General features: G+C 64.8%; 23 protein-coding genes. 12 read left to right on the forward strand and 11 right to left on the reverse strand.

Features of this window, described 5'->3' with window-relative positions; all coding sequences use genetic code 11:
- Nucleotides 1-11: 11 nt before the first annotated feature.
- From H7J86_RS19385 to H7J86_RS19395, 3 genes are read right to left on the reverse strand one after another with little or no spacing between them, the layout of a single operon-like run.
- A complete protein-coding gene (locus H7J86_RS19385) occupies nucleotides 12-1,055 on the reverse strand; it encodes a TIGR03857 family LLM class F420-dependent oxidoreductase (RefSeq protein ID WP_187096918.1) in 1,044 nt (347 codons plus the stop codon).
- Nucleotides 1,052-1,456 (reverse strand): nuclear transport factor 2 family protein, encoded by a 405-nt coding sequence (locus H7J86_RS19390; protein WP_187096917.1) that lies wholly within the window; start codon nucleotides 1,454-1,456, stop codon nucleotides 1,052-1,054. Before H7J86_RS19390 ends, H7J86_RS19385 begins: the two co-directional genes overlap by 4 nt.
- The gene (locus H7J86_RS19395; protein ID WP_267292688.1) at nucleotides 1,453-2,277 is read right to left on the reverse strand and encodes an SDR family NAD(P)-dependent oxidoreductase; all 825 of its coding nucleotides are present in this window, start codon (nucleotides 2,275-2,277) and stop codon (nucleotides 1,453-1,455) included. Before H7J86_RS19395 ends, H7J86_RS19390 begins: the two co-directional genes overlap by 4 nt.
- Nucleotides 2,278-2,326: 49 nt before the next feature.
- Here H7J86_RS19395 and H7J86_RS19400 point away from each other — a divergent pair, with 49 nt between their 5' ends.
- The 4 genes from H7J86_RS19400 (at nucleotide 2,327) to H7J86_RS19415 (ending at nucleotide 6,007) form a co-directional block, all read left to right on the forward strand.
- Complete coding sequence (locus H7J86_RS19400) at nucleotides 2,327-3,433, forward strand: phosphotransferase (protein WP_267292690.1); 1,107 nt, start codon at nucleotides 2,327-2,329, stop codon at nucleotides 3,431-3,433.
- A 96-nt stretch (nucleotides 3,434-3,529) separates the two neighbouring features.
- The gene (locus H7J86_RS19405) at nucleotides 3,530-3,979 is read left to right on the forward strand and encodes a MarR family winged helix-turn-helix transcriptional regulator (RefSeq protein WP_267292692.1); all 450 of its coding nucleotides are present in this window, start codon (nucleotides 3,530-3,532) and stop codon (nucleotides 3,977-3,979) included.
- Nucleotides 3,980-3,992: 13 nt separating this feature from the next.
- Entirely contained in the window at nucleotides 3,993-5,573 is a 1,581-nt protein-coding gene (locus H7J86_RS19410) for a carotenoid oxygenase family protein (RefSeq protein WP_267292694.1), read from the forward strand.
- A complete protein-coding gene (locus H7J86_RS19415; RefSeq protein WP_267292696.1) occupies nucleotides 5,570-6,007 on the forward strand; it encodes a PaaI family thioesterase in 438 nt (145 codons plus the stop codon). Before H7J86_RS19410 ends, H7J86_RS19415 begins: the two co-directional genes overlap by 4 nt.
- Before the next feature lie 39 nt (nucleotides 6,008-6,046).
- Here the strand turns inward: H7J86_RS19415 and H7J86_RS19420 are convergent, their stop codons facing one another.
- Both H7J86_RS19420 and H7J86_RS19425 read right to left on the reverse strand, forming a co-directional pair.
- Nucleotides 6,047-6,658: a TetR/AcrR family transcriptional regulator gene (locus H7J86_RS19420; RefSeq protein WP_267292698.1), complete on the reverse strand. Its 612-nt coding sequence runs from the start codon at nucleotides 6,656-6,658 to the stop codon at nucleotides 6,047-6,049.
- 182 nt (nucleotides 6,659-6,840) lie between these two features.
- Nucleotides 6,841-7,572, reverse strand: coding sequence for a nitroreductase (locus tag H7J86_RS19425; protein ID WP_308204846.1), 732 nt, complete (start codon nucleotides 7,570-7,572; stop codon nucleotides 6,841-6,843).
- A 177-nt stretch (nucleotides 7,573-7,749) separates the two neighbouring features.
- Here H7J86_RS19425 and H7J86_RS19430 point away from each other — a divergent pair, with 177 nt between their 5' ends.
- From H7J86_RS19430 to H7J86_RS19450, 5 genes are all read left to right on the forward strand, one after another.
- Nucleotides 7,750-9,273, forward strand: coding sequence for a GMC family oxidoreductase (locus H7J86_RS19430; protein ID WP_267292700.1), 1,524 nt, complete (start codon nucleotides 7,750-7,752; stop codon nucleotides 9,271-9,273).
- 52 nt (nucleotides 9,274-9,325) lie between these two features.
- A complete protein-coding gene (locus H7J86_RS19435; RefSeq protein ID WP_267292702.1) occupies nucleotides 9,326-9,943 on the forward strand; it encodes a TetR family transcriptional regulator in 618 nt (205 codons plus the stop codon).
- A gap of 136 nt (nucleotides 9,944-10,079) precedes the next feature.
- Nucleotides 10,080-11,426: an oxygenase MpaB family protein gene (locus H7J86_RS19440; RefSeq protein WP_267292704.1), complete on the forward strand. Its 1,347-nt coding sequence runs from the start codon at nucleotides 10,080-10,082 to the stop codon at nucleotides 11,424-11,426.
- Between the two features lie 110 nt (nucleotides 11,427-11,536).
- Nucleotides 11,537-12,796 carry a bifunctional glycosyltransferase family 2/GtrA family protein gene (locus tag H7J86_RS19445; protein ID WP_235683407.1) on the forward strand — a complete coding sequence of 420 codons (1,260 nt, stop codon included), beginning with the start codon at nucleotides 11,537-11,539 and terminating at the stop codon, nucleotides 12,794-12,796.
- Nucleotides 12,797-12,826: 30 nt separating this feature from the next.
- Nucleotides 12,827-14,794, forward strand: a complete 1,968-nt coding sequence (locus H7J86_RS19450; protein WP_267292706.1) for a glycosyltransferase family 39 protein — start codon at nucleotides 12,827-12,829, stop codon at nucleotides 14,792-14,794.
- A gap of 99 nt (nucleotides 14,795-14,893) precedes the next feature.
- Here the strand turns inward: H7J86_RS19450 and H7J86_RS19455 are convergent, their stop codons facing one another.
- Nucleotides 14,894-15,532 carry a LysE family transporter gene (locus tag H7J86_RS19455; protein WP_267292708.1) on the reverse strand — a complete coding sequence of 213 codons (639 nt, stop codon included), beginning with the start codon at nucleotides 15,530-15,532 and terminating at the stop codon, nucleotides 14,894-14,896.
- A gap of 70 nt (nucleotides 15,533-15,602) precedes the next feature.
- On the opposite strand from H7J86_RS19455, the gene H7J86_RS19460 reads away from it, so the two are divergent.
- Entirely contained in the window at nucleotides 15,603-16,028 is a 426-nt protein-coding gene (locus H7J86_RS19460) for an Lrp/AsnC family transcriptional regulator (RefSeq protein WP_267292710.1), read from the forward strand.
- A gap of 99 nt (nucleotides 16,029-16,127) precedes the next feature.
- Here the strand turns inward: H7J86_RS19460 and H7J86_RS19465 are convergent, their stop codons facing one another.
- The 4 genes from H7J86_RS19465 to H7J86_RS19480 all read right to left on the reverse strand — a co-directional run bounded on the left by H7J86_RS19465 (nucleotide 16,128) and on the right by H7J86_RS19480 (nucleotide 19,976).
- The gene (locus H7J86_RS19465) at nucleotides 16,128-17,588 is read right to left on the reverse strand and encodes a CotH kinase family protein (RefSeq protein ID WP_267292712.1); all 1,461 of its coding nucleotides are present in this window, start codon (nucleotides 17,586-17,588) and stop codon (nucleotides 16,128-16,130) included.
- Nucleotides 17,588-18,265, reverse strand: coding sequence for a DUF4956 domain-containing protein (locus H7J86_RS19470; protein WP_267292714.1), 678 nt, complete (start codon nucleotides 18,263-18,265; stop codon nucleotides 17,588-17,590). The genes H7J86_RS19465 and H7J86_RS19470 overlap by 1 nt, the downstream gene beginning before the upstream one ends.
- Before the next feature lie 15 nt (nucleotides 18,266-18,280).
- Nucleotides 18,281-19,210 (reverse strand): polyphosphate polymerase domain-containing protein, encoded by a 930-nt coding sequence (locus tag H7J86_RS19475; RefSeq protein ID WP_267292715.1) that lies wholly within the window; start codon nucleotides 19,208-19,210, stop codon nucleotides 18,281-18,283.
- 292 nt (nucleotides 19,211-19,502) lie between these two features.
- On the reverse strand, nucleotides 19,503-19,976 hold the full coding sequence (locus H7J86_RS19480; RefSeq protein ID WP_235632726.1) for an MspA family porin: 474 nt from the start codon (nucleotides 19,974-19,976) through the stop codon (nucleotides 19,503-19,505).
- A gap of 501 nt (nucleotides 19,977-20,477) precedes the next feature.
- On the opposite strand from H7J86_RS19480, the gene H7J86_RS19485 reads away from it, so the two are divergent.
- On the forward strand, nucleotides 20,478-21,185 hold the full coding sequence (locus H7J86_RS19485; RefSeq protein WP_090355069.1) for a response regulator transcription factor: 708 nt from the start codon (nucleotides 20,478-20,480) through the stop codon (nucleotides 21,183-21,185).
- Between the two features lie 3 nt (nucleotides 21,186-21,188).
- On the opposite strand, the gene H7J86_RS19490 is transcribed toward H7J86_RS19485, so the two are convergent.
- Nucleotides 21,189-21,926, reverse strand: coding sequence for a response regulator transcription factor (locus tag H7J86_RS19490; protein ID WP_235683723.1), 738 nt, complete (start codon nucleotides 21,924-21,926; stop codon nucleotides 21,189-21,191).
- Nucleotides 21,927-22,163: 237 nt separating this feature from the next.
- On the opposite strand from H7J86_RS19490, the gene H7J86_RS19495 reads away from it, so the two are divergent.
- Entirely contained in the window at nucleotides 22,164-23,726 is a 1,563-nt protein-coding gene (locus tag H7J86_RS19495; RefSeq protein ID WP_372517296.1) for a sensor histidine kinase, read from the forward strand.
- Nucleotides 23,727-24,410 lie beyond the last annotated feature (684 nt).

Here is a 24,410-nt window from a genome sequence, read left to right on the forward strand (position 1 = left end):
CGGGTGGCTACCTAGTAGGCCGCCAGGATCGGCTCCAACTCGGCAGGGGTGGCGCCGTGAAGTATCACGCCATCGGCGCCGAGGGCCAGTTGTTCCCGGATGGTGGCGACACAGGATGGCGCACTACCCGTGGCTGCCGGTGCCGTCCAGTCCGGGGGGAGAAGGGTCGCGATGTGTTCGAGTTTGTCGATGGGCGTGGTCGGACTGTCGATCGCCTGTAGCCCACCCTCGTAGAAGCTCTTGACCACCGCGTCGTCGCGGAAGCGTTGCAGGACTGCGGGATCCCAGCGGTTCGTGCGAACCATCAGGTCGCCGTAGCCCTGTAGATAGGTGGCCAGCCGCCCGACGAGCTTTCGCAGCCGCATCTCCTCGGGGATGTGGTCACCGATGGTGGCCAGACACGACCACACCTTGACGTCGTCCGGATTGCGGCCGGCGCGTTCGGCGCTGGACTTCACCGTCTGGACGCATCGAGCCAGGGTCTCGTCGGTGAAGAAGGTGTGCAGGATGACCTGGTCCATCACCCGGCCGGCCAACTCCAGTGAGTTCGGTGCGAAGGCCACCATGCCCATCGGGATGTCGACGTCGTAGTCCTGGCCCAGTCGCAGGAGGGGGTAGCGCCCCATCGGGCCGTCGTGGCCGACGACGGTTTCCCCGCGGAAGAGCCTGCGCATGACGCCGACGAAGTCCTCCATCTGCGCGGTCGTGATGCGGGGCATGCCGAAGGCATCCTGAAGCGGTGGTACTCCGCGTCCGATACCCAAGGTGAAGCGGCCGTTGCTCATCCCGTGCATCGTGAGCGCGTATGCCGCGGTGACCATGGGGTGGCGGGTGTTGTGGTTGGTCGCGCCGGTGGCGATGCCGATGTGCTCAGAGGCCGCGGCGGCCGCGCCGGACAGTGTGCACGCTTCTTTGGTGTTGAAGCGTTCGGAGATGAACACGTGCCCAAGGCCCATGGCTTCGGCCTGCCGAACCTCGTCGATCAGCACCCGCGGCGATTCGGGTTGTCCGCCAAGGGTATAGAAGCCCAGTTCCGGTGTGATGGACGTGCTCATGCGTTCCTCTCCGGGGCGGTTTCAGGCCACCGATCATGGTCATAGGTGCAGGGGTTCCAGACTTCGACGATTCGACCCTCGGCCACCCGGAAGACCTCGATGGCCGCGATGACGTCGGGCGTGCCGTCGTGGTTGACGATGTCCGCCTGGTACACGATCGAGCAGAGTTCGGCGTCGGCGACGATCTGCAACAGCGTGAAGTGCACGTTCTGCACCGTGGCCCACAGGTCCCGGACGCGTGTCACCGCCTGCTCGTGCGTCAGTACGGTCTGACTGCCCGGCGTGTTGCGGATGATCTCCGCACCGATGATCTGTTCGGCCACCGCGTAGTTCTGGTCGTTCCAGAGCTCGTAGTTGTAGCGTTCGACGACCGTCCGCGGACTCGCCGCCCGGTCGCTCACCGGTCGGCCATCGAGGGCTGCTTACGACGAAGATCGCGCGCCAGCAGACTGGTCAGCGCACGCGGGGCGTCGACGAGGTGCGAGCTGAGACCGATGCGCCGGGGCAGTCGTACGGACAGGCGCCCGTTCTCGATGGCTGCCAGCGTGGCACTGGTGATCTCTGCCGGCGTGATCAATCTGCTCAGGTGCAGCCGGTACATCCGCTGCACCAGCGCGGTGAAGACCGCGTCGGTGCGCCCCTTCTCCATCAGGCCGGTGTCGGCCACCTCACCGATCTCGACCTTGGTGAAACCGACCGGGCTGTCATGGAACTCGGCGGCCAGATTGGCCGTGAGATGGGTGATGAACGCCTTGGTGGCCGCGTAGACGGCCAGATTGGGTGGGCAGATCAGGCCGCCGATGGACGACACGTTGACCACGTGGCCGCGCCCCCGGGCGACCATGCGCGGGACAGCCTGGCGCTGTAGTTCGACCACCGCCCGGACGTTCAGATCCAGAATGAAATCCAGTGTTTCGGCGGTCATCTCGTCGAAGCGGCCGATTTTCTCGTCGCCGGCGTTGTTGACCAGGATGTCGATGGGACCATCGGCCTCGACGCGATCGAGCAGGCCCCGAACGGCCTCGTGATCGGTGAGGTCGGTGGGGTAGGCCCTCGCGCCGAGTTCTTCGGCCAACGCGAACAGTTCCTCGGAGGGGCGGGCGACCAGGGCCAGGGTGGCGCCGGAGCGTCGCAGTCCGCGCGCCAGATCGGCACCGATTCCCCGGCTGGCGCCGGTGACGAGTGCGCGGCTGCCCACGATCTTCAAGCGGTGTGTAACCATGACCACATTCATACTTGCTTGTGCGCAAGTTAACAACTACTTTTCTAACATGACTTCAATAATTTCGCGTTTCCCCCGTTCGGCGGGCGAACTCACCGCCGAGTGGCTGACCGACGTCCTCGTCACGGCGCAGGCCATCGCGCCCGGATCGCGCATCCGAGACGTTCGCGTGGAGCGAATCGCCGAAGGAGTCGGCTTCGCATCCTTCCTGTACCGAGCCCATCTGGACGTCGACGGTGCCGGCCCGGCCACGGTCATCATCAAATGGCCGACCGACTACCCCGCCTATCTCGAACTGGCCAAGTCGATTCACCTCTATGACCGTGAGGTCGCCTTCTACAGCGAGGTGGCACCCGTGGCCCCGATCAGCGCGCCGCGCAACTACTTCGCCGCAATCGAGAACGACAGCACCGACTTCGTCATCGTCATGGAAGACCTTGCGGGACTGGAGAATGCCGACCACCTCGCGGGGTTGAGCATCGACCGCGCCCAGGCGGTACTGGACGAGCTCGCGTATTTCCATGCCTGGGGCTGGAGCATGAAACCCGCAGCCACCAAGAATCCGGCCTTCCTACAGATCGACGACGCTCGCATGGCGGGCCTGTTCGGCGTTGGCGCCGCCGCCGGCTGGCCGATCTACGTCGAGCATGGACGGGCCGGTGCTCCAGTGGGATTGGCCGAGCTGATTCAGGAGTACGCCACCCTGGCACCCGATCTGCTCGGCGCGCTCACCGAGCCGGCCACGCTGGTCAACGGCGATCTGCGGGCCGACAACCTCTTCTTCAGTGACACGGGCCCGCACGTCACCGTCGACTATCAGTTCGCCGGCCGCGGCTGCGGTATGTGGGACGTGGCCTATCTCGTCGGCCAGGGGCTCACCCCCGAGGAGCGGGACGGGCGCGAGCGTGAGTTGGTCGCCCGATACGTCGACACTCTCGCCGGGTTGGGCGTCGACTACCCGTTCGACCGGGCGTGGCAACAGTTCCAGATCGCCGTCGTGGCGCAGATCGCCCTGCCGCTGCTCGCCATGATCTCCTGGGAGACACTCAATCCCAGAGGTCAAGAGCTGCTTCAGGTTCTGATGGAACGCAGCTTTGCGATCATCGCCGACACCGACGCGGTGCGGGCCGTGCGAGCATTGCGGACCGCTCTGTGAGGGGCGGGCGAGGAACTCTCCTCCGACAAGCCTGCCGTCCGGTGAGTTGCATGATGCAACCTTGACAGTTGCATCATGCAACTCTAGATTGACGTTGTGGCACTCGACTCCGACATCGACCAGATCCACCAAGCCGTAATCACATTCGCTCGCAACATCAGAAACCAGGGCTGGGATGTCTATGACGGTCTCAGTTTTGTCGGCTACACGCTCTTGGAGTTCATTGCGCAGGCCGAGTGTGCGCATGCTGTGGATCTCGCGGGTGCCTACGGTCTCGACAAGTCCACCGTGAGTAGGCAACTGGCCGAACTCGAAAACGATGGTCTGCTCACGCGCAGTGCCGACCCGTCCCATCCCCGCCATCAGCGTCTGGAGCTGACCAGCGACGGAAATCGACGACTGCGCCGCACCCGCGCCGCCCAACGAGCTGCGATCAAAGCGGAACTCACCTCATGGGAGCCCCGGGACGTAACGACCTTCGCCACATTGTTCGCGCGCTTCTCCGATGCACCTGGTCCTCCACGCACCGCCACACCGAACAGATAGGGAGTGCAACCACATGGACACCGCTGAAGTTGTTCCTGCCCCTGCGCGGGGCCAGAGCCTGTTCGATGCCCGCGACGATGCCATCGAAGCTGCGCTGAATGTCGCCGAGTACAACCGATCCAGTGTCTACAACGTCGCGGGCTACCGACCGGTCCGGGCAGAACTCAGCCACGCTCCGATCACGGTAACCGGCGACCTGCCAACTGATCTCGAAGGTGTCTACCTTCGCAACGGGACGAATATCCAATTCGATCCGACTCATATTCGGCTGCACGCGTTCGCGGGTGCGGGGATGCTGCATCAGATTCAGGTTCGCGATGGAACGGCCACCTACTCGAACGCCTACGTCCGCACGCCCCGCTTCGAGGTCGAGCATCAGGCCGGCCGCGAGGTGTACCCGGAGTTCTCCGACATCGCCGGCGGCGGCTCGGCCGCAATCGAAAAGAACGCCTTGGTGGCCGAGCGGGTGAAAAATGGGCTATTGCCCGACTTGACGACGTTCGAGCTCACCCCAGGATCAACATCGATACGCCATCACCACGGCAAGCTCTACTGCCTGCAGGAAACCGGTCACGCCTTCGTCCTCAACACCGATATCAGCGACGGACGGCTCACGATCGATGGCACCGGCCGCATCGAAACCTGGCAGGGCGAATGGGAAGGGCCGTTCTCGGCCCATCCCCGCATCCAGCCAGCGACGGGTGACGTCTACAACCTGAGCATTCAACCGTCAGGCGAGATCATCGCCGGGTTGATAAGCCAAGGTCGGCTCGTCCGCCAATCCGCCGTTCATGGCGCGTCAGCCGACCGCATGGGCTGGCTACACGACTTCTTCCTGACGGAGAACTACCTGATCTTTCCGGACATCTCGGTCCGACTGAATCCGGAAGGGTTGACGCAACCGAACGGTAGCGTTTTCCGGTTCGACGATGACTACCGCATGCGCTGGGGGGTGCTACCGCGCCAGTTCGACGAGAGCACCGTGGTGCAGTGGTTCGAAACCGACCGTCCCGCCACCGTCTGGCACGTCATCAACGCCTGGGAGCGTTGCGGTGAAGATGGCGCAGCGGAGATCGTGCTCTATTCACCTGCTTTCCCTTCCTATCCTGCCGATGTCCCCATCCACACCCCTGAGGAGCCCCCGGCCCAGGTGTGGTCCTGGGTGCTGAACCTCGACACGAACGAGATCTCGTCACAGACCCTGCTCATCGACCACGGCTACGAGCGGCCGAGTCTCAATCTGGACTACGTCGGCAAACCAAGCCGCTACTGCTATCTGCTCGACGAGCATGGCGACGGCTACATGGGTAGGGGCGTGTTGAAATACGACCTCATCGACGAAGTTGAGACCGGTTACCTCGACTACGGCGAAATGTACGGCGGCGAGGCCCTTTTCATTCCCAAGCCCAACGCTTCCGGCGAAGACGATGGATACCTGGTCGACCTGCTCATGGACGATCACAGCGCCGAACTGATCGTCATCGACGCACGCACGATGACCGAGCTCGCCCGCCTCCACCTACCCCAACGCGTGCCGTTCGGTGTCCACGCCTGCTGGCTCACCCCCCAAGAGATCGAAGGACTCACCTCATGAGCACTCAGTACTCACCATCAGCCGCACAGGACGAAATGCTGGCCACCTTCATGTCGATCGGTCCCAACCAGGCCTTCGGACTCCAACTCGACCACGCCGACCCCGACCGCGTCGACATCAGCTGGACCATCGATGACCGCCACCTACAGACCTACGGGAACGTCCACGGGGGCGTCTACTGTGCCGTGGTGGAAACCGCCGGAAGCATCGGTGCCGGACTCTGGTACGGCGAACAGGGAAAGGTCGTCGGGCTGGCCAACCAGACCGACTTCCTTCGCCCCGTCACCCGCGGTGCCAACCTCACGGCGACCGCCCTGCCGGTACACCGTGGTCGTACGCAACAGCTTTGGGAGATCCGCATCCAGGACGAATCGGCCCGGCTGATGGCTCACGGTCAGCTCCGTCTCCAGAACGTCCCGCACTCTTCGGAATAGCCGGCCAACGTAATCCGAGTCCGGCGACTGCGCCCGCTGCTACACGTGGGCGGCCAGTCGGGCGGCGACCCGGTCGTGCCAGCGTGTCAACACCGCTTCGAAGTCAACGGTGCGCGGGTCCAGAATCCACGCGTAGGCGTAGCCGATACCGGTGGCCATCAGCTCCGAACCGACCTCGTCGGCATCGCGATGATCGGAGATGGAGCCATCGGCCTGACCCTCGACGACCGCCTTGCGGATACCGTCCGCCAGCTGTACGAGCCAGGCCCGAATCCGGCCGCGAAGGACGTCGTGGTCATGCAGCGCTTCGAAATTCAGACTCAACACCGCGCGCAGCAGACGCGGATCCTCGGCCGCGAAATCGCGCAGGGCCAGGATCGGGGCCAGCGCGCGTTGTAGACCTGAGGTGTCGGGCTCGCGCGGCACATCGATGCGGCCCTCGTAGTCGCGCAGGATCACTTCGAGCAGCGCCTCTTTCGACCCGAACCGCTCTCGCACCATCGCACGGCTGTACCCGGCCCGGATCCCGATCTCCTGGGCGGTGGTATTGCTGTAGCCCTTCTCCGCGATCAGCTCGATGGCGGCTTCTGCCAACCGCCGCGAGGACTCTTCGACGCGTTCGCGCTGCGACCGCCGCGAGGGCGTACTCACCGCGCCACCGGTGAAGCTGCGCCGGCACCACGCCCCTGGCGTCTCGAGCGTCGACCTGGCGCGACCTGCGGGCCACCTCGGATGTGCACGTTCCCGAGTTTAGAGCGCAACGAACTCACTGTGCGGGAGGGAACGTCCGCGGGTGGGCGGAACGCCACCCGCTGCCGACCGTGCGGTCACGGTCAGGAATTGACCCACTCGACGACCTCGTCGAGCGGGGCGCGCGTGGTGCGGTAGCTGTCGGACGGGTGGTCGAGGTCGGGGTAGCCGAAGGAAATGCCACAGACGACGGTACGGTTCGGCGTGAGGCCGAGTTCCGTGCGGAGAACGTCGGGGTACATCGCCAGGGCGGCTTGGGCGATGCTGCCGACTCCGCGTGCGGCCGCAGCCAGCAGGAAGTTGTTGACGTAGCCGCCGCAGTCGACCGCACCATATGGCCCCAGTGCTTCATCGGTGTGGATGATCGCCACGTGCGGTGCACCGAAGAAGGTGAAGTTCTGCAGCGTCTGCTCCCTCTGACGCTGGTGATCGCCGCGTTCGATACCCAGCGCGTTGTACAGCTGGTACCCGCTCTCGCGGCGGCGATCGCGATGGACGCCGCGGTACTCGCGAGGAAACGCGATATCGGGCGTTGCGGTGTCACCGCTCGACGCTGCGGTGTACAGCGCAGCGCGGAGGCGATCGGTTCCTGCGCCGCCGGCGACCGCCACCTGCCAGGATTGGCTGTTGCACCAGGATGCCGTCAACTGTGCAGTGGACAGAATCTCGCGGATCGTCTGCTCGGCAACGGGTTCCGGTCGAAACGCACGACAACTCACGCGGACGGCCAACAGGTGGGTGAGTGTCGTCGCCGCATCGGCTGGTAGCCGCTCGGACCGGCGGGCTGCGACGATGGAGTCGATGTCGTTGGTCAATGTGCTTGTCCTTCAACGCGTGGGGAGCACGTTGACAATAGCGACTTCGGCCTGGGGTGCCGGTGGTGGTGCGCGCAGTCGCCGATAACCGATCGGCAAGTTTCGAATGCATGTTAAATTATGCTGTTGGCCGGATGGCGGGTTGACCCGGCATTCACGCGTTGAGAGGAGCTCGGCATGAGCGAGCACGATCTAGCGGACTACGTCGTGGTCGGGGCGGGGTCCGCCGGATCCATCCTCGCAAGTCGGCTCTGCGCGGCCGGGGCCAGTGTGATCCTCCTTGAGGCGGGCGGCACCGATCGACGCCCAGACGTGGCGCTGCCCCTGGGTATCGTCACGCTCTACGCCACGGCCAACTGGAAATACCCCACCGCACCCGAACCGAGCAGGGACGGGAAGGCGGGTGCCTTCGCCGGCGGGCGAATCGTCGGGGGCAGCGGATCAATCAATGCCATGGTCTACGCCCGGGGGCGGCGAGCCGACTACGACGGCTGGGCGCGAGCCGGCGCGACCGGCTGGTCCTACCCCGAGGTGCTCCCACACTTCAAGGCGCTGGAGAACTGGGTCGAGGGTCCCGACGACTATCGAGGCGGTTGCGGTCCCATCGCGGTTTCGTGGTGCGGCCATCACCACGAGATCGATGACGCGTTCATTCAGGCAGCGGTAGATGCCGGGCATCGGCGCAACCCCGATCCGAACGGCGCGGACCAAGCCGGAGTGGCGCGCAGCCAGGTCAACCAACGGCGCGGCTACCGCAGCTCCTCGGGTCGGGAATTCCTGCACGGCCTGCCCCGCGAACAGCGCCCACGCGTCCTGACACGCACCACCGTGACGCGAGTGATCGTCGAGAACGGGCGCGCGGTCGGGGTGCAGGTCGGCGATCGTGTCATTCGGGCGCGCCAAGAGGTCGTGCTGTGCGCCGGCGCGATCGGCTCTGCCGCGCTTCTGATGAACTCCGGCATCGCCGCGGGCGGCGGCGTGGCCGACCTGCCGGGGGTGGGGGAGAACTTCCACGACCATCTCGTCGTCACGCAACGCTGGGCCTCGAAGGTGCCGACGATCAACACCATGGGCCCGGTGCGTCTTGCCAAGGCGGTTCGCGCTTTCCGTGCTCGTGGCGAGGGTCCGTTGACGACCACACCCTTTGAGGCCCAGCTGTTCACCGAGGATTTCCAGATTGCGGTGACCCCGGCCAGTTACGAGCTCAATCCGGTGAGCGGCCGAGCCAAGTTGAAGCGCTCCGATGCGTTCACGGCCTACACGGTGCTGATGCATCCCCAGGGCCGGGGGAGGGTGCGCGTCCGGGGCGGCAAACCCTATATCGAGTTCGACCGGTTGGGCCGGGCCGAAGATGTGCGAAAGCTGTTGGAGGGTGCGGAACTCACCCGTGACCTCGTCGAGTCTCAGCGGGCGATGCGCGGGGTCACCGGCGCCCCGCTCAACCCGTTCGGCGGCGATGCGCGGCGTTGGCTCGCCACCGCCGAGAGCAGCATCTACCACGCGGTCGGCACGTGTCGGATGGGAACTGACGACGGCGCGGTCGTCGGTCCCGATCTGCGTGTGCGCGGAGTCGACGGGCTGCGCGTCGCGGATGCGTCGGTGATCCCGGCCATCACCTCGGGCAACACCAACGCGCCCACCATGATGATCGCCCTGCGCGCAGCCGATCTCATTCTCGACCGCCCGGATCTCACCCGCTGACCGATCGATCGCGGACGGTCTCGGCAGGTACCGCGCTCACTAGACTGCGAACATGATCACCCCAGGCGGTGCCGGAGAATCCCTTCAGCGCCGGATGAAGGACCGGATGCTGTCTGAGGTCGCCGAGATGGCAACGCAGTTGTTCCTCGCCAAGGGTTTCGATGAGACGACGGTCGACGAGATATGCGCGGCGGCGGGGTTGTCCCGGCGCAGCTTCTTTCGGTATTTCAAGACCAAGGAAGACATCGTGATCTCGCAGCTGCCGGTGTTGTCCGATATCGGCTGTGAGGTTTTTCTGTCCCGGCCGCCCGACGAGGATGTCTGGACCGCACTTCGACACAGCCTGACCCCGTTCGTGGAGTGGGTCGACGAAGATCACGCGCGCGCGTTGGCGTTTCTGGCGCTGATCGAGAAGTCGCCGACCCTGCGTTTTCGCTACCTTGATCGCGTCGATCGATGGCAGGCCGGCCTCGTCGCCGCGGCTCGTACCCGACTCGCCCATTCCGGAAACGACCTGTATCTGCCGGTGATCGTCGCCGCGGCCACTGGTGCGTATCGGGCTGCCGGAAAGATCTGGGCGCAATCGGGGGGCGGCGATTCGATTTCGGCGTTGTTCGATGAAGCGTTCGCGGCCCTTGCGCCTGCGCCGTACTTAGATCGGGGTCGCTGAGTCGGCCCGGCGCTGCGATGCGGTCGTGACGACTCACGCTGGCATTCGCTGCCGCCACGGACTAACCTGGCACTCAGTGCCAACCTGGCATCGGGAGGCGCGTAGCTGCCGGCGACGAGAAAGAGGACCACGGGGAATGCTCACCGCACAGGAGCGGGCCGTTCGGATTCGAGGCCAACGCGAGGCGCAGCCCGAGATCTACGGTTCGATCGACTTCGACACGATGCCGCTGCGCTTCACCACCGATCCGAACGTTCCGGCTCAGATGCGAGATGAACTGGCCGATCAGCGTCCACGGCTACTCGCCAACGCCGAGTTGGTGTCGGTGGTCGCCGACTACACGCTGCTCGGGGATCGCGTCGGCGATGCGTATGCCGGGTTGATGTTCGAGTACGGATTCAAGCGTCTGGTCGACATGCTGGTCGAGGCCTGCGATAAGGGTGTTGATCAAGTCGACGGTGCCCCAACGGAATTGGTCGATTTCATCGAGGACATGGAAAGTGTCCCGGAGTGGATCGACCTGGATCTGGTGGAGCGCGGCGCGCGTCTGGAACGTAATGCCACCGCCCACGTATTGCCCTACGTCATCCGCGGCGGTCTGCTCGGAACGTTCGTCAACAAGTATGCGGCGCTGCCGATGGCCGTGACGGGTGCGTTCAGCGAACGAACCTCGGGCAAACGGGTCAAGGAGACGGCGGCGTTCTTCGTCTCGTCGGTTCTGCCCGGCGCTCTCGCGCGCGACGGGTACAGCTTCAAGAGTGCGGCGATGGTGCGGTTGATGCATTCGATGGTCCGGATCAATGTCATGCGTAAGGGCCGTTGGGACAGTGGCGAATACGGTGTGCCGATCCCACAGGCCGATCAGATGCCGGCGGGTAACGCGGCGATGTTCGCACTGGCGTTGAAGATCGTCGGTACGGGGCGTCGCGAATTCACCGCGGACGAACGGGCCCGCGTGGAGTTCTATCGGTACCGATGCTTCCTGCTCGGCCTACCCGAGGAGTTGTTGCCCACCACCCCACAGGAAATCGTGGATGTGATGGCCACCCGCCACGCGACGCTGCGGGCCGGGTGGGACGACGACACCTGCGGCCGTCTGGTGGCCGGCACCATGGGTGCCCGATTCGAGCCGGAGGACTCACTGAGCACCCGTATCCGGGAACCGTTCGAGCGCAGCCTCAGCAAGCTGTTCTTCATCCGCACCTTTATCAGCGGCGACACCGCCAGGGCTGCCAAGATGGGCGTGATCATCACCCGCGCGGATCGTGTCCGTGCGGCCGCCGCGCTCCTGTATGTCGTGGCGCGGATGCTGCCCTACGCGATCGCCGAGCGCGTGCCCTATCTCAGTGACCTTGCCGACCGCCGCCTCACCCGGAAGGTGTCCAGCTTGCTCGAGCGCTACAGCGGCGCCGAGTTCCGTACCGATGCGACCACGTACCAGCCCACGCCGGGGGCGCACCAGATCCGCACCGAAGGCGCGTAGTGGCCTGATTCGGCGGTCGCGGGGACCCCGGCGGGCGCGGTCCCCATCGCATAGCTTTCGCACATGTTTGTCCCATATCCCGCTCATGCCCGGGCCCCATGATCATGGTCATGACCAAGATGCTGATTGATTCCGCGGCCCTCGAAAGTGGCGTGTCCACGCCTTCGCGGTCGAGCGCGCTGGCCGATGCCGCCCGCCGCGGCGTCCCGGTTCTCGACGTCGTGGTGCCCGTCTACAACGAGCAGGCGGCCCTGTCGGGCTCGGTGCGTCGGTTGCACCGCTACCTGGCCGAGACCCTGCCCTACCCGGTGCGCATCACCATCGCCGACAACGCCAGTATCGACGACACCCCTCGCATCGCCGCTGAGCTCGCCGAAGAACTCGATGGAGTCCGGGTGGTCCGGTTGGAGCAGAAGGGGCGCGGCCGCGCGCTGAACGCGGTCTGGTCGAATTCGGATGCCCCCGTGCTGGCGTACATGGATGTCGACCTGTCCACCGACCTCGCTGCCCTGGGTCCCCTGGTGGCTCCGCTGATCTCCGGTCATTCCGACCTGGCGATCGGTACCCGGCTGGCCCGCACATCACGGGTGGTGCGCGGCCCCAAGCGCGAGGTGATCTCGCGCTGCTACAACATGATCCTCAAGACGACGATGTCGGCGAAGTTCTCCGATGCCCAGTGCGGCTTCAAGGCGATCCGCGCGGACGTGGCGCACCGGCTGCTGCCCCTGGTGGCGGACACGGGATGGTTCTTCGACACCGAATTGCTGGTGCTGGCCGAGCGGGCCGGCCTGCGCATCCACGAGGTGCCGGTGGACTGGGTGGACGACCCCGACAGCCGGGTCGACATCGTCGCCACCGCCACCGCCGACCTCAAGGGGATTGCCCGGATGCGCAAGGGCTTCGCCCTGGGCCGCATCCCGGTCGACGAGGTCGCTGCGGACCTGCGGGTCGGCCGGGAGCACGTCGCCCCGGCACGGGGAACGATCTATCAACTGGCGGCCTTCGGGGCGATCGGCGTCATCAGCACCCTGGCGTATCTGCTCATCTTCAGCGGGCTGCACACCGCGCTGGGATCGCAAACGGCCAACTTCGTGGCGCTGCTGGTGACGGCGATCGCCAACACCGCAGCCAACCGTCGGTTCACCTTCGGTATCCGCGGGCAGCAGGGCCGCGCCCGTCATCACGGTGAGGGCCTGCTGGTCTTCGGGATGGCGCTGCTGATCACCGGCGGATCGCTGGCCAGTGTTCATGCGCTGGTCCACCCCACCCCGCACTGGCTCGAGTTGGGTGTGCTCGTCACGGCCAACCTGGTCGCCACCGTGCTGCGCTTCATCGTGTTGCGCTCGTGGGTCTTTCACCCGAACCGCTGATTCCAGCCCCTACGTGACCGGAGAGAAACTATGACTGCTGCAGCAGACACGACCGATTGCACCGGCGACGCTGCACAACTCGGTGACACGGCGGACCCGCGTTGGGCCCGGCCCGGCCTCATCGCGCTGCTCCTGGCCACCGCCGTGTGCTGGACCATCGGGCTCAGCCGCAACGGCTGGGGCAACTCCTTCTACGCTGCCGCCGTGCAGGCAGGCACCGAGAGCTGGAAGGCATTCCTGTTCGGTTCCTCGGACGCGGGCAACTCGATCACGGTCGACAAACCACCCGCGTCGTTATGGGTCATGGAGATCAGCACCCGCCTGTTCGGCATGAACTCCTGGGCCCTTCAGATACCGCAGGTGCTGCTGGGTGTGGCGTCGGTGGCATTGCTATACGCCACGGTGCGAAGGGCTTTCGGCCCAGGTGCAGGACTGATCTCCGGCGCGGTACTCGCGCTGACACCCGTGGCCACGCTGATGTTCCGCTACGACAATCCGGATGCCCTGTTGGTATTCCTGATGGTGGCTGCGACCTGGGCGCTGCTGCGCGGCATCGACAGTGGGCGCACCCGATGGGTCGTGTTGTGCGGTGTACTGATCGGCTTCGGATTCCTGACCAAGCAACTGCAGGTCATGTTGATCCTGCCGGGCCTGGCGATCGCCTATCTGGTCGCCGCTCCGCCTCGCTTGCGGACGCGAATCGTCCAACTGTTCGCCGGGCTGGCGGCCGCCATCGCGGCCGCCGGGTGGTGGGTCGCGCTCGTCGAGTTCTGGCCGAAGTCCGATCGCCCCTACATCGGCGGATCGTCGAACAACAGCTTCCTGCAGCTCACGCTCGGCTACAACGGACTCGGTCGGATCCTGGGCGGCGGTGCCGGCGGTGGCGGTGGGATGCCCGCGGGTGTGGGCCACGGCGGTCCCAGCGGTCCCGGCGCCCCGATGTTCGGGCAGGCCGGCATCACGCGGTTGTTCACCACGGAATCCGGCACCCAGATCTCCTGGCTGCTGCCGGCGGCATTGATACTGCTGGTCGCGGGTCTCGTGTTGTGTGGGCGAGCGGACAGGATCGATCCGAGGCGCGCCTCCTACCTCGCCTGGGGCGGATGGCTGGTCGTCACGGCCCTGACGTTCAGCTTCATGTCGGGGATCTTTCACGACTACTACACCGTCGCCCTGTCGCCGGCCGTCGCCGCGTTGGTGGGCATCGGCGTGACACACCTGTGGCGCAACCGTGAGAAGCGCTGGGTGACTGCAGTTTTGGCCTCGGTGGTCGCATTGACTGCGGCGTGGGCGTGGGTGCTGCTGGGCAGAGCACCCGATTTCCTGCCGTGGTTGCGGTGGGTGGTCGTGGCCACCGGCGCTCTGGCGGTCGGCATGCTGCTCGCCTCGCTGATCCGGCCCGGCCTGACCGTCGCCGCCCGCGACCTCAAGGTGTTCGCGGCCGGGCTGGCCGTGGTCGCCGCCACGGCAGGACCGGTGGCGTACAGCGTCCAGACCCTGACCACCGCGCACAGTGGTCCGGTGATCACCGCGGGACCGTCGTCGAAGAACGGTGGGATGCCGGGATTCCCGGGGGGCGGTCCCGGTGCTCCCGGTGACAAGTCGGGTACGCCCGCGTGGGGCCCCGGCGGGGGCAAGGTCTCCGCAGACGTGTCGTGGCTGTTGATGGCCAATGCCGGCGATTACAGATGGGTCGCCGCGACCACCGGATCTTTGGACGCCTCGGATTACCAACTGGCCACCGGCCACCCGGTGATGCCGATCGGCGGATTCGGTGGTGGGGATCCGGCGCCGACCTTGGAGCAGTTCCAGGGTTACGTCCGCGATGGGCTCGTGCATTACTACTACTTGTCGGAACGGCCGGGAATGCCGTCCTTCGGTGGTGGATCCGGATCGAAGTCGGAGTCCGACAAGATCTCGGATTGGGTCAAACAGCACTACACCGCGAAGACGGTGGACGGCATCACGCTGTACGACCTGTCGGCACCCGCGCACTGACGTACACACGACTGCGGCGCACGGATCGAACGATCCGTGCGCCGCAGTTCCCGATGGCGCGATCGGCCACCACGGAATCTCGAACCGTTCGAGCGACGGCTATCCAAGTGCGGCAGCGCCATTGATCAGGACCACAGCGCCCAGAGCGGCGATGAGTAGCGAAGCGATGACACCGATGACGCGAGTAGCGCTCAGGCTCACCGACGCACCGACCCTCGAACCGACCCCGGCGAGAAGGAGCTGCCAAGCGAGCGAGGAACCGCCGACCGCGGCGACGAAAATGATTGACCTGACCCATGAGCCACCGGAAGTGGTCACTGCGCCGGACAAGGCGACGAAGTACACCAAAGTGATCGGGTTGATCGCGGTGAGACCGACGAACCGGCCAAACGCCCTGCGCGCCGAGGCCCGTTCGACTTCCTGCGCTACTCGGGGACCTTGCTTCAGGCCCTGACACAGCTGCCTCACGCCGATGGCGACGATCAACAGTCCCGAGGCGAGCAGGAAGGCTCCGCGGTGATCATCGATCACCCAAGCGAAGGTCGCGCCGGTCAGCGTCGCGATCGTGCAGTAGACCAGGTCTACCGTCGCTACCCCGGCAGCTGCGCCAGCGGCCACCCGGAACCCATTCACCAGTCCCTCGCGCAACAACAGCGCCGCGATTGCGCCAAGTGGCATCGCCGCGCCGAGTCCGGCGACGACCCCCGCGGCGGCCGGGGTCCAGATCTCATCCAGCATTGGTCCAGTGTGAGAAAGTGTCGGCCGGCGGCACCGACAAATTCGCCGCGTAGCAGCTAATCTACCAAGCATGGATCGGATAGACGAGCAGATTCTCGGTCTTCTCCGGGAGAATGCCCGTCGTTCGTTCAGCGAGATCGGCCGTCAGGTCGGGCTCAGCACGAACGCCACGGCGGCGCGGGTGCGACGGCTGGAAACCGAAGGGGTCATCCTCGGCTACACCATCCTCGCCGGCCAGGACGTACCCGGTCCTCGCGGCGGCCTTGAGGTCTTCATCGACGTCCGCCTCGATACCGAGACCGACTACGACACCTTCACCACGCTGATCGAGACCGACCGCCAGATCGTCGACGCAATCCACATGACCGGCCCCTACGACTACCTGCTGCGGGCATACGTCCCGGACACCCGCGCGCTCGATCTGTTGCTACGCCGACTGAAAAAGGAGTGCGGGGCGGCACAGACGCAGACGCGCGTGGCCCTGCGCGCCCTCTGACACTTCTTGCCACGAACAGAGCGCTTCGCAATACCACCACACCCTCGATTGCGACGAGCCCGTAACCCGCCCGCCAACCGTCGTCAACAGAACTACAGCTCAGCCGGCCGCAACCGTATCGAGTGCCGTGACCCGCTGGTCGATCCAGGTGTGCATGGAATCGACAGCGGCGTCCCGTGTTTCCGCCCCGAGCCCATCGGTGACGGGTATCGCGGCGCCAATCTGGTCGAGGACCCGATGCGCGTGACCGGCACCGTACATCCGGTCGTAGAGCTCCCAGTAGGCGTCGTCATAGATATGTGTGAACGCCGTCGACTTCAGAAACCGGGTCTTGAGTTGATTCTCGAAATTCGGCATCCCCTGTCCCCCGGGGACACCTTCGGGGGGTGCTTTGTCACCGGCTGCCCCGCCGGGCATGGATATCTTCACCTCATCGTGCGGGCCGGTGGCCGCATCACCTTGCATGGCAAGGTTGAGGTCCCATGACACGACGCTGAGTTTCTCGGTATGGAGGTCATACCAAAGGTAGTAATTCTGGCCCGGACCGCCCATATCGTCGGCGTTGACGAGCAGGTTCTGGGTGGCCAGGTAGCGGGCGAAGGACTCGACGTCGACCCAGTCGGACAGATGGGCGTCGAATTCCGCATCATCAGCACCATCGAGCCATCGCAGGAAGTTGATCAGCGGCTGAAGGTTCCCGCTGTCGGCAGCGTTGATCTGCTTGAACTGACCGGCGTAGTCGGACTGGTCGGTGCCGACAAACTCAAGCCGCGAGTTGGCGTCAGCTTTGTACAGGTACCCGTCGGATGCGAATAGGGCGTCGGCGTAGAGGTCATCGGGGTGCTCCAGTACGAGACGCGTCGTGGTGTGTCCATTGATCGTGTACGTCGTGTAGGTATAGCGCTGGGTGGGTTGGCCGGAAGCGGCGGTCAAGGACAAGGCAAGTGCCTCGTTGAGCACCGGTGTGCCCGGGCGCACCGAGAGTTCGGTCATACCTTGGTATCCGCGGCCCTCGGCGTTCTGGTCGAAACTGATGAGCAACGGCAGCGACGCCGGGTCCTCGGCCGTCGCGCTGACCATGTTCATCGCATCGCCCTGTAGTGCGCCGCCACCGGCACCGTCCGGTGGCCGGATGTCACTGTTCTTGCGCAACCCCATCAGCGTCGAGTTGCCCTTCAACCGGACCGCGACATCGGTGATCAACAGGCCGTCGATCGTGATGTCGGCGTTCACCCACTTCTTCTCTCCGTCCTTGGCGTAGGCGTTGATCATGTCGCTGTACTCGGCATCGGTCAGATCGATGGCCAGGTTGTGCGGCACGCTGCTGTCGAACAGATCCACTGTGCCGGTGATGTTCTCGGTGATGTCCGAGGTCATCACCGCGATATCGCTGGTGATGTAGGGGCGGATGACCGTATCGCCGAGCGTGGCGACCAACCCGAGGATGGCCGCCACGATCGCCGCCAGCAGCTTCCAGTACTGGCGTAGCCGGACCGGGATGCGGTGGACGAGCGGCCGTCTGGATGCAGAGGCGGCCGCCCGATGCTCGGCCTCGGACATCAGAGGTCGGTCTGGTCGTAGCCGGTCAGGACGGTGACGCGTTGCCCGCTGTTGACCGCGCTCAGGGCCGCGATCAACTCGCCGGCCTTGCGGTTCTTCTTCAACTGGGCGGTGTAGTACAGCTCGTTGAGAGCGCCCGAGCGAGCGGATTCAGTTGAGACGAGTTCGAATTCGGTGCAGTACTCGATCAGGACGTCCTCCACGCGAGCGGTGTACTCCGGCTCCGGCGGAACCTGTACCTTGACGACCTGGCGTTGCACATCCAGCTTGAACCAGTTGAATCGGTACATGATCAGCAGCACCAGGCAGATCACCACGGTCGCCACGACGGCCAGCAGGTAGAAGCGGGTTCCGGTGGTCATCCCGACCGCCATGGCCAGGAAGATGAAGCCGACGTCGCGGGTCTCCTTGATGGCGTTGCGGAAGCGGATCACCGACAGCGCCCCGACCAGGGCGAAAGCGCGGGCGATATTGGATCCGACGACGAGCATGATGACCGAGATGACCATGCACACCATCACCAGGGTCTGGACGTAGGACTGGCTGTAGGAGACGTTCTTGTGGGTGAAGCGATAGACCCAGCCGATGATCGCCGCCAGCACGAAGGACAACGCCAGGGATGCGGCGACATCGAACACGGTGAACGTGCCGCTGAGATCTTGTAGATCGATGGTCACAATAGCCTTTCCGGATCAGTTTGTTGCGGGTTGGAATTCGCCGAAGGCGTCCACGGGTGTCGAGGGATCGGGGGTGATGAGTTCGGGGGCGCCCATCATCGACCGCGGCGCGAGTCCGAAGGCCTGCACCGACTGGCAGTACTTGGATACCCGGATGACGGACATGTCGATGCGGGCGGCGAGGTCGGTGACCCAGTACGGCACCCGCTCGTTGGCCTTGATCTCCACGATCGCGAGTTTGGGTGGGATGATGTGGCGGTTTTGGGCGCCGGACGCGAAATGGAAATCGCGATCGCGTCCGTGCACCTTGTGGTCGATGGTGACGCGCAGCCCGAGGTCGGCGTCGCGTCCGACGAATGCTTCGCGCAGATAGCCGGTGGTGACGATGGGCCGGAGATCGAGATTGCCGATGAGCGTGGTCACTTCGTTGACGAACGGACCGTGCGCAATGTCGCTCGGCAGGGATTCACGGTCATCGAGCCATCGTCGGGCGACACCGTAGGGTAACTCGATACGACGTTTCTGGGTGACGCGGTTGACCCGCTGTTTGATCTCCACCTGCACGGGCGTGGTCTCGGTGCATTCCGACGGCGCACCGTAGAGCCGCATCCGTAGCTTGCGCCGAAAATGCAGGCCTTCGATCTTCTCCCAGTAGAACCGGAGGTCGGCGGTGTCGTAGTACAGCGAGGTCACCGGATAGCCGCCGTGCGGTGAGAAGGGGTCGGAACCCATGTGCGCGTCCAACTCTTCTCGCAGCGCCGGAACCTTGAACTCGTCGAGGAGATACTTGATCTCGTAGCGATTGAAGGAATGCAGTCGGCTCGCTGTCTGCTGGTAACCGGTGGGTTGGGTGGTGACGTCGGAGTTCCGTTGGTTCCCTTTGTCTTTCCTGGTCAACCACTTCTCGAAGCCCAAGGGTGCCCCTTTCGTTCCGTCGTTGTTCATGCGGTGTTCGCCGAGACAAGCAGGCCAGGTTATGCGCCACCTATGAATCGGGTAACCGGCCGCTATCAACCCGGGTCGGTTACCGAATTGTCATCTGCGGGTTCCGATTCGCGTGGAGCGGAGAAGGGTGGCCACGCCACCGATGTCGGTGGCCACGTTTCGATGCTGCTGCCGGAACGGCTCGAGTCGTCGTCGTCATCATCATCGGAGTCATCGGCGGCGGCGTAGCCACATGAGAGCACTGCGATCATCGCCGTGGCCCCGGCACTCACGATGAGCCTGCGGGCGCGGTTCACAACGGCACGATCTCGCTGTAGACGTTGACGCTGTCGTCGGAGGAGTCGGTCTTCGTCTGCGCGGAGGCGAAAAGCCGCAGGGTCACCGCGCCGCCGCACTTGTCGACTTGGACATGCGCGTCCAGGACCGAGACGGTGGCGCTCTGCCCTTTCAACGATTTGGCGCCAAGAGCCACGACGCTGATACCGCCTGGATAGATCGTCGACCCGATATCGGGTCCGATGCCGACCACCGAGTCGTCGTCGAACAGATCGGTGTCCAATCCGACCCCGAGATCGAGGCCGTCGCTCAGATCGACCTGACAACCGAGTTGGGCACCGAACACCACTTGCCCGTCGCGTATCGGGGCAGTCCCGGAGCCGTCGATGGTCAGCGACACTCTGGCGGACAAGAACGCCTCTCTGGCAAAGGGCGCGGACGCCATGTTCGGCACCCCATTGATCTGCGCGTCGGTCAGGGCGAGAGTCATACGCCAGCCGTCGACTGTATCGGTGGTGCGTACCAGGCTGGGCACGTTGAGTTGTTCTGCTTGCGCCACACCAGCGGTGGCGCAGAGCAGGACGACGCTCGCCGCGGATGTACCGGCGGCAGTTCGGAAGACACGTGAGAGCAGGGGCATTCGTTACGGATGCCCACCCTGGAACGCCACGGGGCCACCCGGTCGCGAGCACACCAGGTGTGCGCGCAGGAGTGATGATTTCATCATCGGCCCTTCTGTCACTGGAGCATTACCTCGGGTGACGCTAGGTGAGCGATATTGGTGCCGGCTATCGCGTTGCTGGGTGCGCCGTGTGCCAGGGCCGGTGAATTGCTCTGTCAAGGCCGTGATCTGGGTCCCGGTGTCATTCCTAGCCGCGCGCTATGTCAAGCACAGGTGGCGCTCATCTCGATCGACGACAATGGCCCGGTGAGTGCACCAGAAGGTGGGAACACGTTGTCGGGGTGGGTGACCGGGGGCAAACAGGTGGCCATGTGCAGCCCCGACGGATCACCGCTGCGGGCGCTGGTGGTCGACGACGAGCTGGCGCTGACGGAGGTGATCGCCATGGCGCTGCGCTATGAGGGTTGGCAGGTGTCGACGGCGGCCGACGGGACTTCAGCTCTCGTCGAGGCACGCCGGAATCCGCCCGATGTCGTGGTTCTGGACGGAATGCTGCCCGATATGGACGGTTTGGACGTCCTGCGGCATCTTCGCGGCCAGCAACCGGCTCTGCCCGTCCTCCTGCTCACGGCACGCGATTCCGTCGAGGAACGACTGGCCGGTTTGAGCGCGGGAAGTGATGACTACGTCACGAAGCCGTTCAGTCTGGAAGAGCTGATTCTTCGCCTCCGGTCTCTGGTCCGGCGCGTTGGTGCGGCGGTCGTCGAGGGCAGCGCAAGAATCGTCGTGGGAGACCTGATTCTCGACGAGGACAGTTTCGAGGTCACCCGTGCCGGGCAACCGATAAGCTTGACGTCAAGGGAGTTCGAGGTACTCCGTATCCTCATGCACAACGCCCGCCGGGTCGTCAGCAAGAGCGAGATTCTCGACCGGGTCTGGGATCACGACTTCGGTGGGCGCGTGGGCGTGGTGGAGTTGTACATCTCCTATCTGCGGAAGAAGATCGATTCCGGCCACCCGCCGATGATCCACACGCTGCGCGGCGTCGGATACATCCTCAAACCGGCGACTCGGTAGTAGTCACCTCGGTGCGTTCCCGGTCTCGATCTGCTTGTCGGACGAAGTTCGGCACGTGGCCTCGCCGAGGGCGGGTTTGAGGATGTAACCGCTCAGCCGCAGCGTGTGGATCATCGGCGCCGCATCCTGATTGATCTTCTTACGCAGACTGGATACATAGAGTTCGACGATGTTGGGGCGGCCCGAGTATCCGTACGGCCACACCCTGGCCAGTATCTGCTGCTTGGTCAGCAGGCGGTGCGGATTGCGCATGAAGTAGCGCAACAGCTCGAACTCGGTGTACGTGAGAGCGAGAGCACGCCCGGCACGCGTCACCTCGCGACCTTCCTCGTTGAGCACGAGGTCGCCGACGACGATGTCCGGCAGGCCGCCATTCACTCCTGAAGCCGCGCGCGACAACAAGATCCGCAACCTCAGTGAAAGCTCCTCCACCGAGAACGGCTTGGCCAGGTACTCGTATCCGGCGGCGAACCGGGCGAGGCGCTCATTGGTTGATCCCGCCGGCAGCAACATGAGTACCAACAGTGCCGGTTGATCGTGACGCAATGTGCGCAGCAGTGACAACGCATCCGCGTCGGGCAGGCGCGGGTCCAGAATCGCCACGTCGAAGCGGTGCCTGCGTGCCAGGGACAGTGCTTCGGCCGCGTCGTGCGCGGTGATGACGTCGGCACCCTCCCAACTCAGCATGATCGACACGATCTCCGCGGCCACGCGGTCATCGTCGACGACGAGCACGGTCATCGGAGACCTGCCGACGCCCAACGGACGTTCCCGCGCCTGCGGCCCGAACGAGGTCGGAGTGCTGTCGAAAAGGCGTGGCATCATGGCGTGAGTGTCGGGCGCGCAAATCTGCGAACGCCTTTGGAAACCTATGAGGAAGTTAGGAATTGACGTCCGACAGAGAATTCAAAGCTGAGACCTAAGTCCGGCACAGTTTTGTGCTAGCTGGGCGAGTGACGATCTGCGGGTGAGAAAGTCATGAGTTCCGCGTCTCACACAAGAATGGCCGACCTCGACCATGGCCTGTTCTGGCGCGTGGCGCACCCGAGCAGCTGGTCACTCCGAGTACGTCTGCTGGCGGCACAAACAGTGGTGCTGGCGTTGGCCTGCTCGGCGATCGGCGCCGGCGTGCTGCTGGCACTGGACCGCTTCCTGATCGACCAGCTGGACGATCAGGTGGTCGAAGCGGGCTGGCGATCCTCGATGTTGTATTCCCTGGGCCCACCACCGATGATGCCGGACGAACATCGGCCATCGGGGCCCGGCCCGTTCTTCCTCAATGCTCCGGGACAGGCCAGCGGCACGCTTGGCGCGGTTTACCACAACGGACGGTTGCTCGATGCTGCGGTGATCACCGACCGCGGGAGCCTGCGAGAGGTGACCCCGACCGCGCGCGAAGAACTCGCCGGGATGATCACAGCGGGCCCCGAGTCGCAGGTCATCGACGGATTGGGTCGATATCGCCTCATCACCACTCCAGGCCTCGGCGGTGAGGCGATCATGACCGGGCTGCCGACACGGCCGGTGGACGACACGCTCTTCGCGGTGGTCGGCATGCTGATCGTGATCGGTGTGGTCACGCTGACGGCCGCGATTGCTGCCGGGGTGCTGATCTTGCGACGTCAGCTGGCACCACTGTCGGCGGTGGCGACGACGGCGCAGCGGATCGCTGACTCCGAACTGGATCGTGGCGAGGTGACACTGCCGAAGGCGCCGAACGCGGGCACAGCAGGCTCGCGATATACCGAGGTCGGCAGGCTGAGCGCAGCCTTCGATCGAATGCTGCACCGGATCGGTGAGGCGATGACCGCCCGGCATGCCAGTGAGACCCGGGTGCGGCAGTTCGTCGCGGACGCCAGCCACGAGCTACGCACGCCCTTGGCGGCAATTCGGGGCTACACCGAACTTGTTCAACGTCAGCATGATCCGTCACCGGATCGATTGGCACACGCGATGAGCCGAATCGACTCCGAGGCCAAGCGAATGTCGAGGCTGGTGGAAGATTTGCTGCTACTGGCCCGCCTGGATGCCGGCCGGCCGCTCGAGCATGAACCTGTCGACCTTTCCGCCCTGGCCATCGATGCGATCAGTGATGCCCACGCCGCGGGACCGGGCCACCAGTGGGATCTGGAACTGCCGGAAGAACCGGTCGTCGTGGCGGGCGATGTGGGACGGTTGCATCAAGTGCTCGCCAACCTCCTGTCGAACGCCCGCGTGCACACCCCCGCCGGCACGACGATCACCACCGTGCTGGCCCAGGGATCCGATGCCGTGACCATCAACGTGATCGACGACGGACCGGGGATTCCGGCAGAACAGCAGTCGGAGATCTTCGGCCGATTCGTTCGGGGCGACAGCTCGCGTTCACGGCGCGGCGGCAGCACGGGTTTGGGGCTGGCCATCGTCTCGGCGGTCGTGTCTGCTCACGGCGGATCGATAGCCGTCGACAGCGTTCCGTCCGCCACGACGTTCACCGTCACCCTGCCGCTCGGCAATGACCTGTCACCGCAGCAGCAGAAGGCGGAATCCGCTTCCAGCTGAGGGGTCTCCCGAAGGCGGGTTTGGTGCAGCCCGGATGGCACCAAACCCGCCTCACTCGGTCACAGGAAGGGAATGGGCAAACCGAACGGCCCCGGCGCGGGGCCAGGCCCGCCCAGCATCGGAGGCGGCGGTGGGCCAGCGCACGGCAGTAGCGGGATGCACAGCCCGGGTCCGGGTGGTCCGGGCGGCCCGGGCGGTCCGGGGAACGCCGAGGCGGTGGCGGATCCGAATCCGACCGCGCCCATCGTCACAACCCCGAATATCCCTGCGGTGGCGGCAATCCGCCGAGCACGTGTCTTTGCGCTGCTCATGGAGTGCTCCTTGTTGTCGATTTGGTGTGGACATGGGAAACGCTATGGGGTCAGTGTGGGTGGCCGCCCGTCCCGGGCTAAGAATCTGATGTGCCCCGAAACATGCTGTGTGCTAGCTACTTCCGAGCTTGCCGCGAGCTCACGCACAGGCGGGGCATAGTGCGCATTTCGTGATGCTGTCGTGGTGCTGATGTGACGAAATGATACGAAAGTCGCTGCTGTGCAAACGGTGTCGAATTTTGCACAACTACCTGAAAGGAAATGTGATGCGCGATCGAAGAAGTAGTCTGCGCGGTGCCGTAGCAGTCTGTGGCGGCCTGGTGCTGGCCGGACTGGGGTTCGGGGCTGGGGTGGCCAGTGCCGCTCCGCCGCC

The organism is Mycobacterium hackensackense (genome assembly GCF_025822555.1).
GTDB lineage: Bacteria > Actinomycetota > Actinomycetes > Mycobacteriales > Mycobacteriaceae > Mycobacterium > Mycobacterium fluoranthenivorans.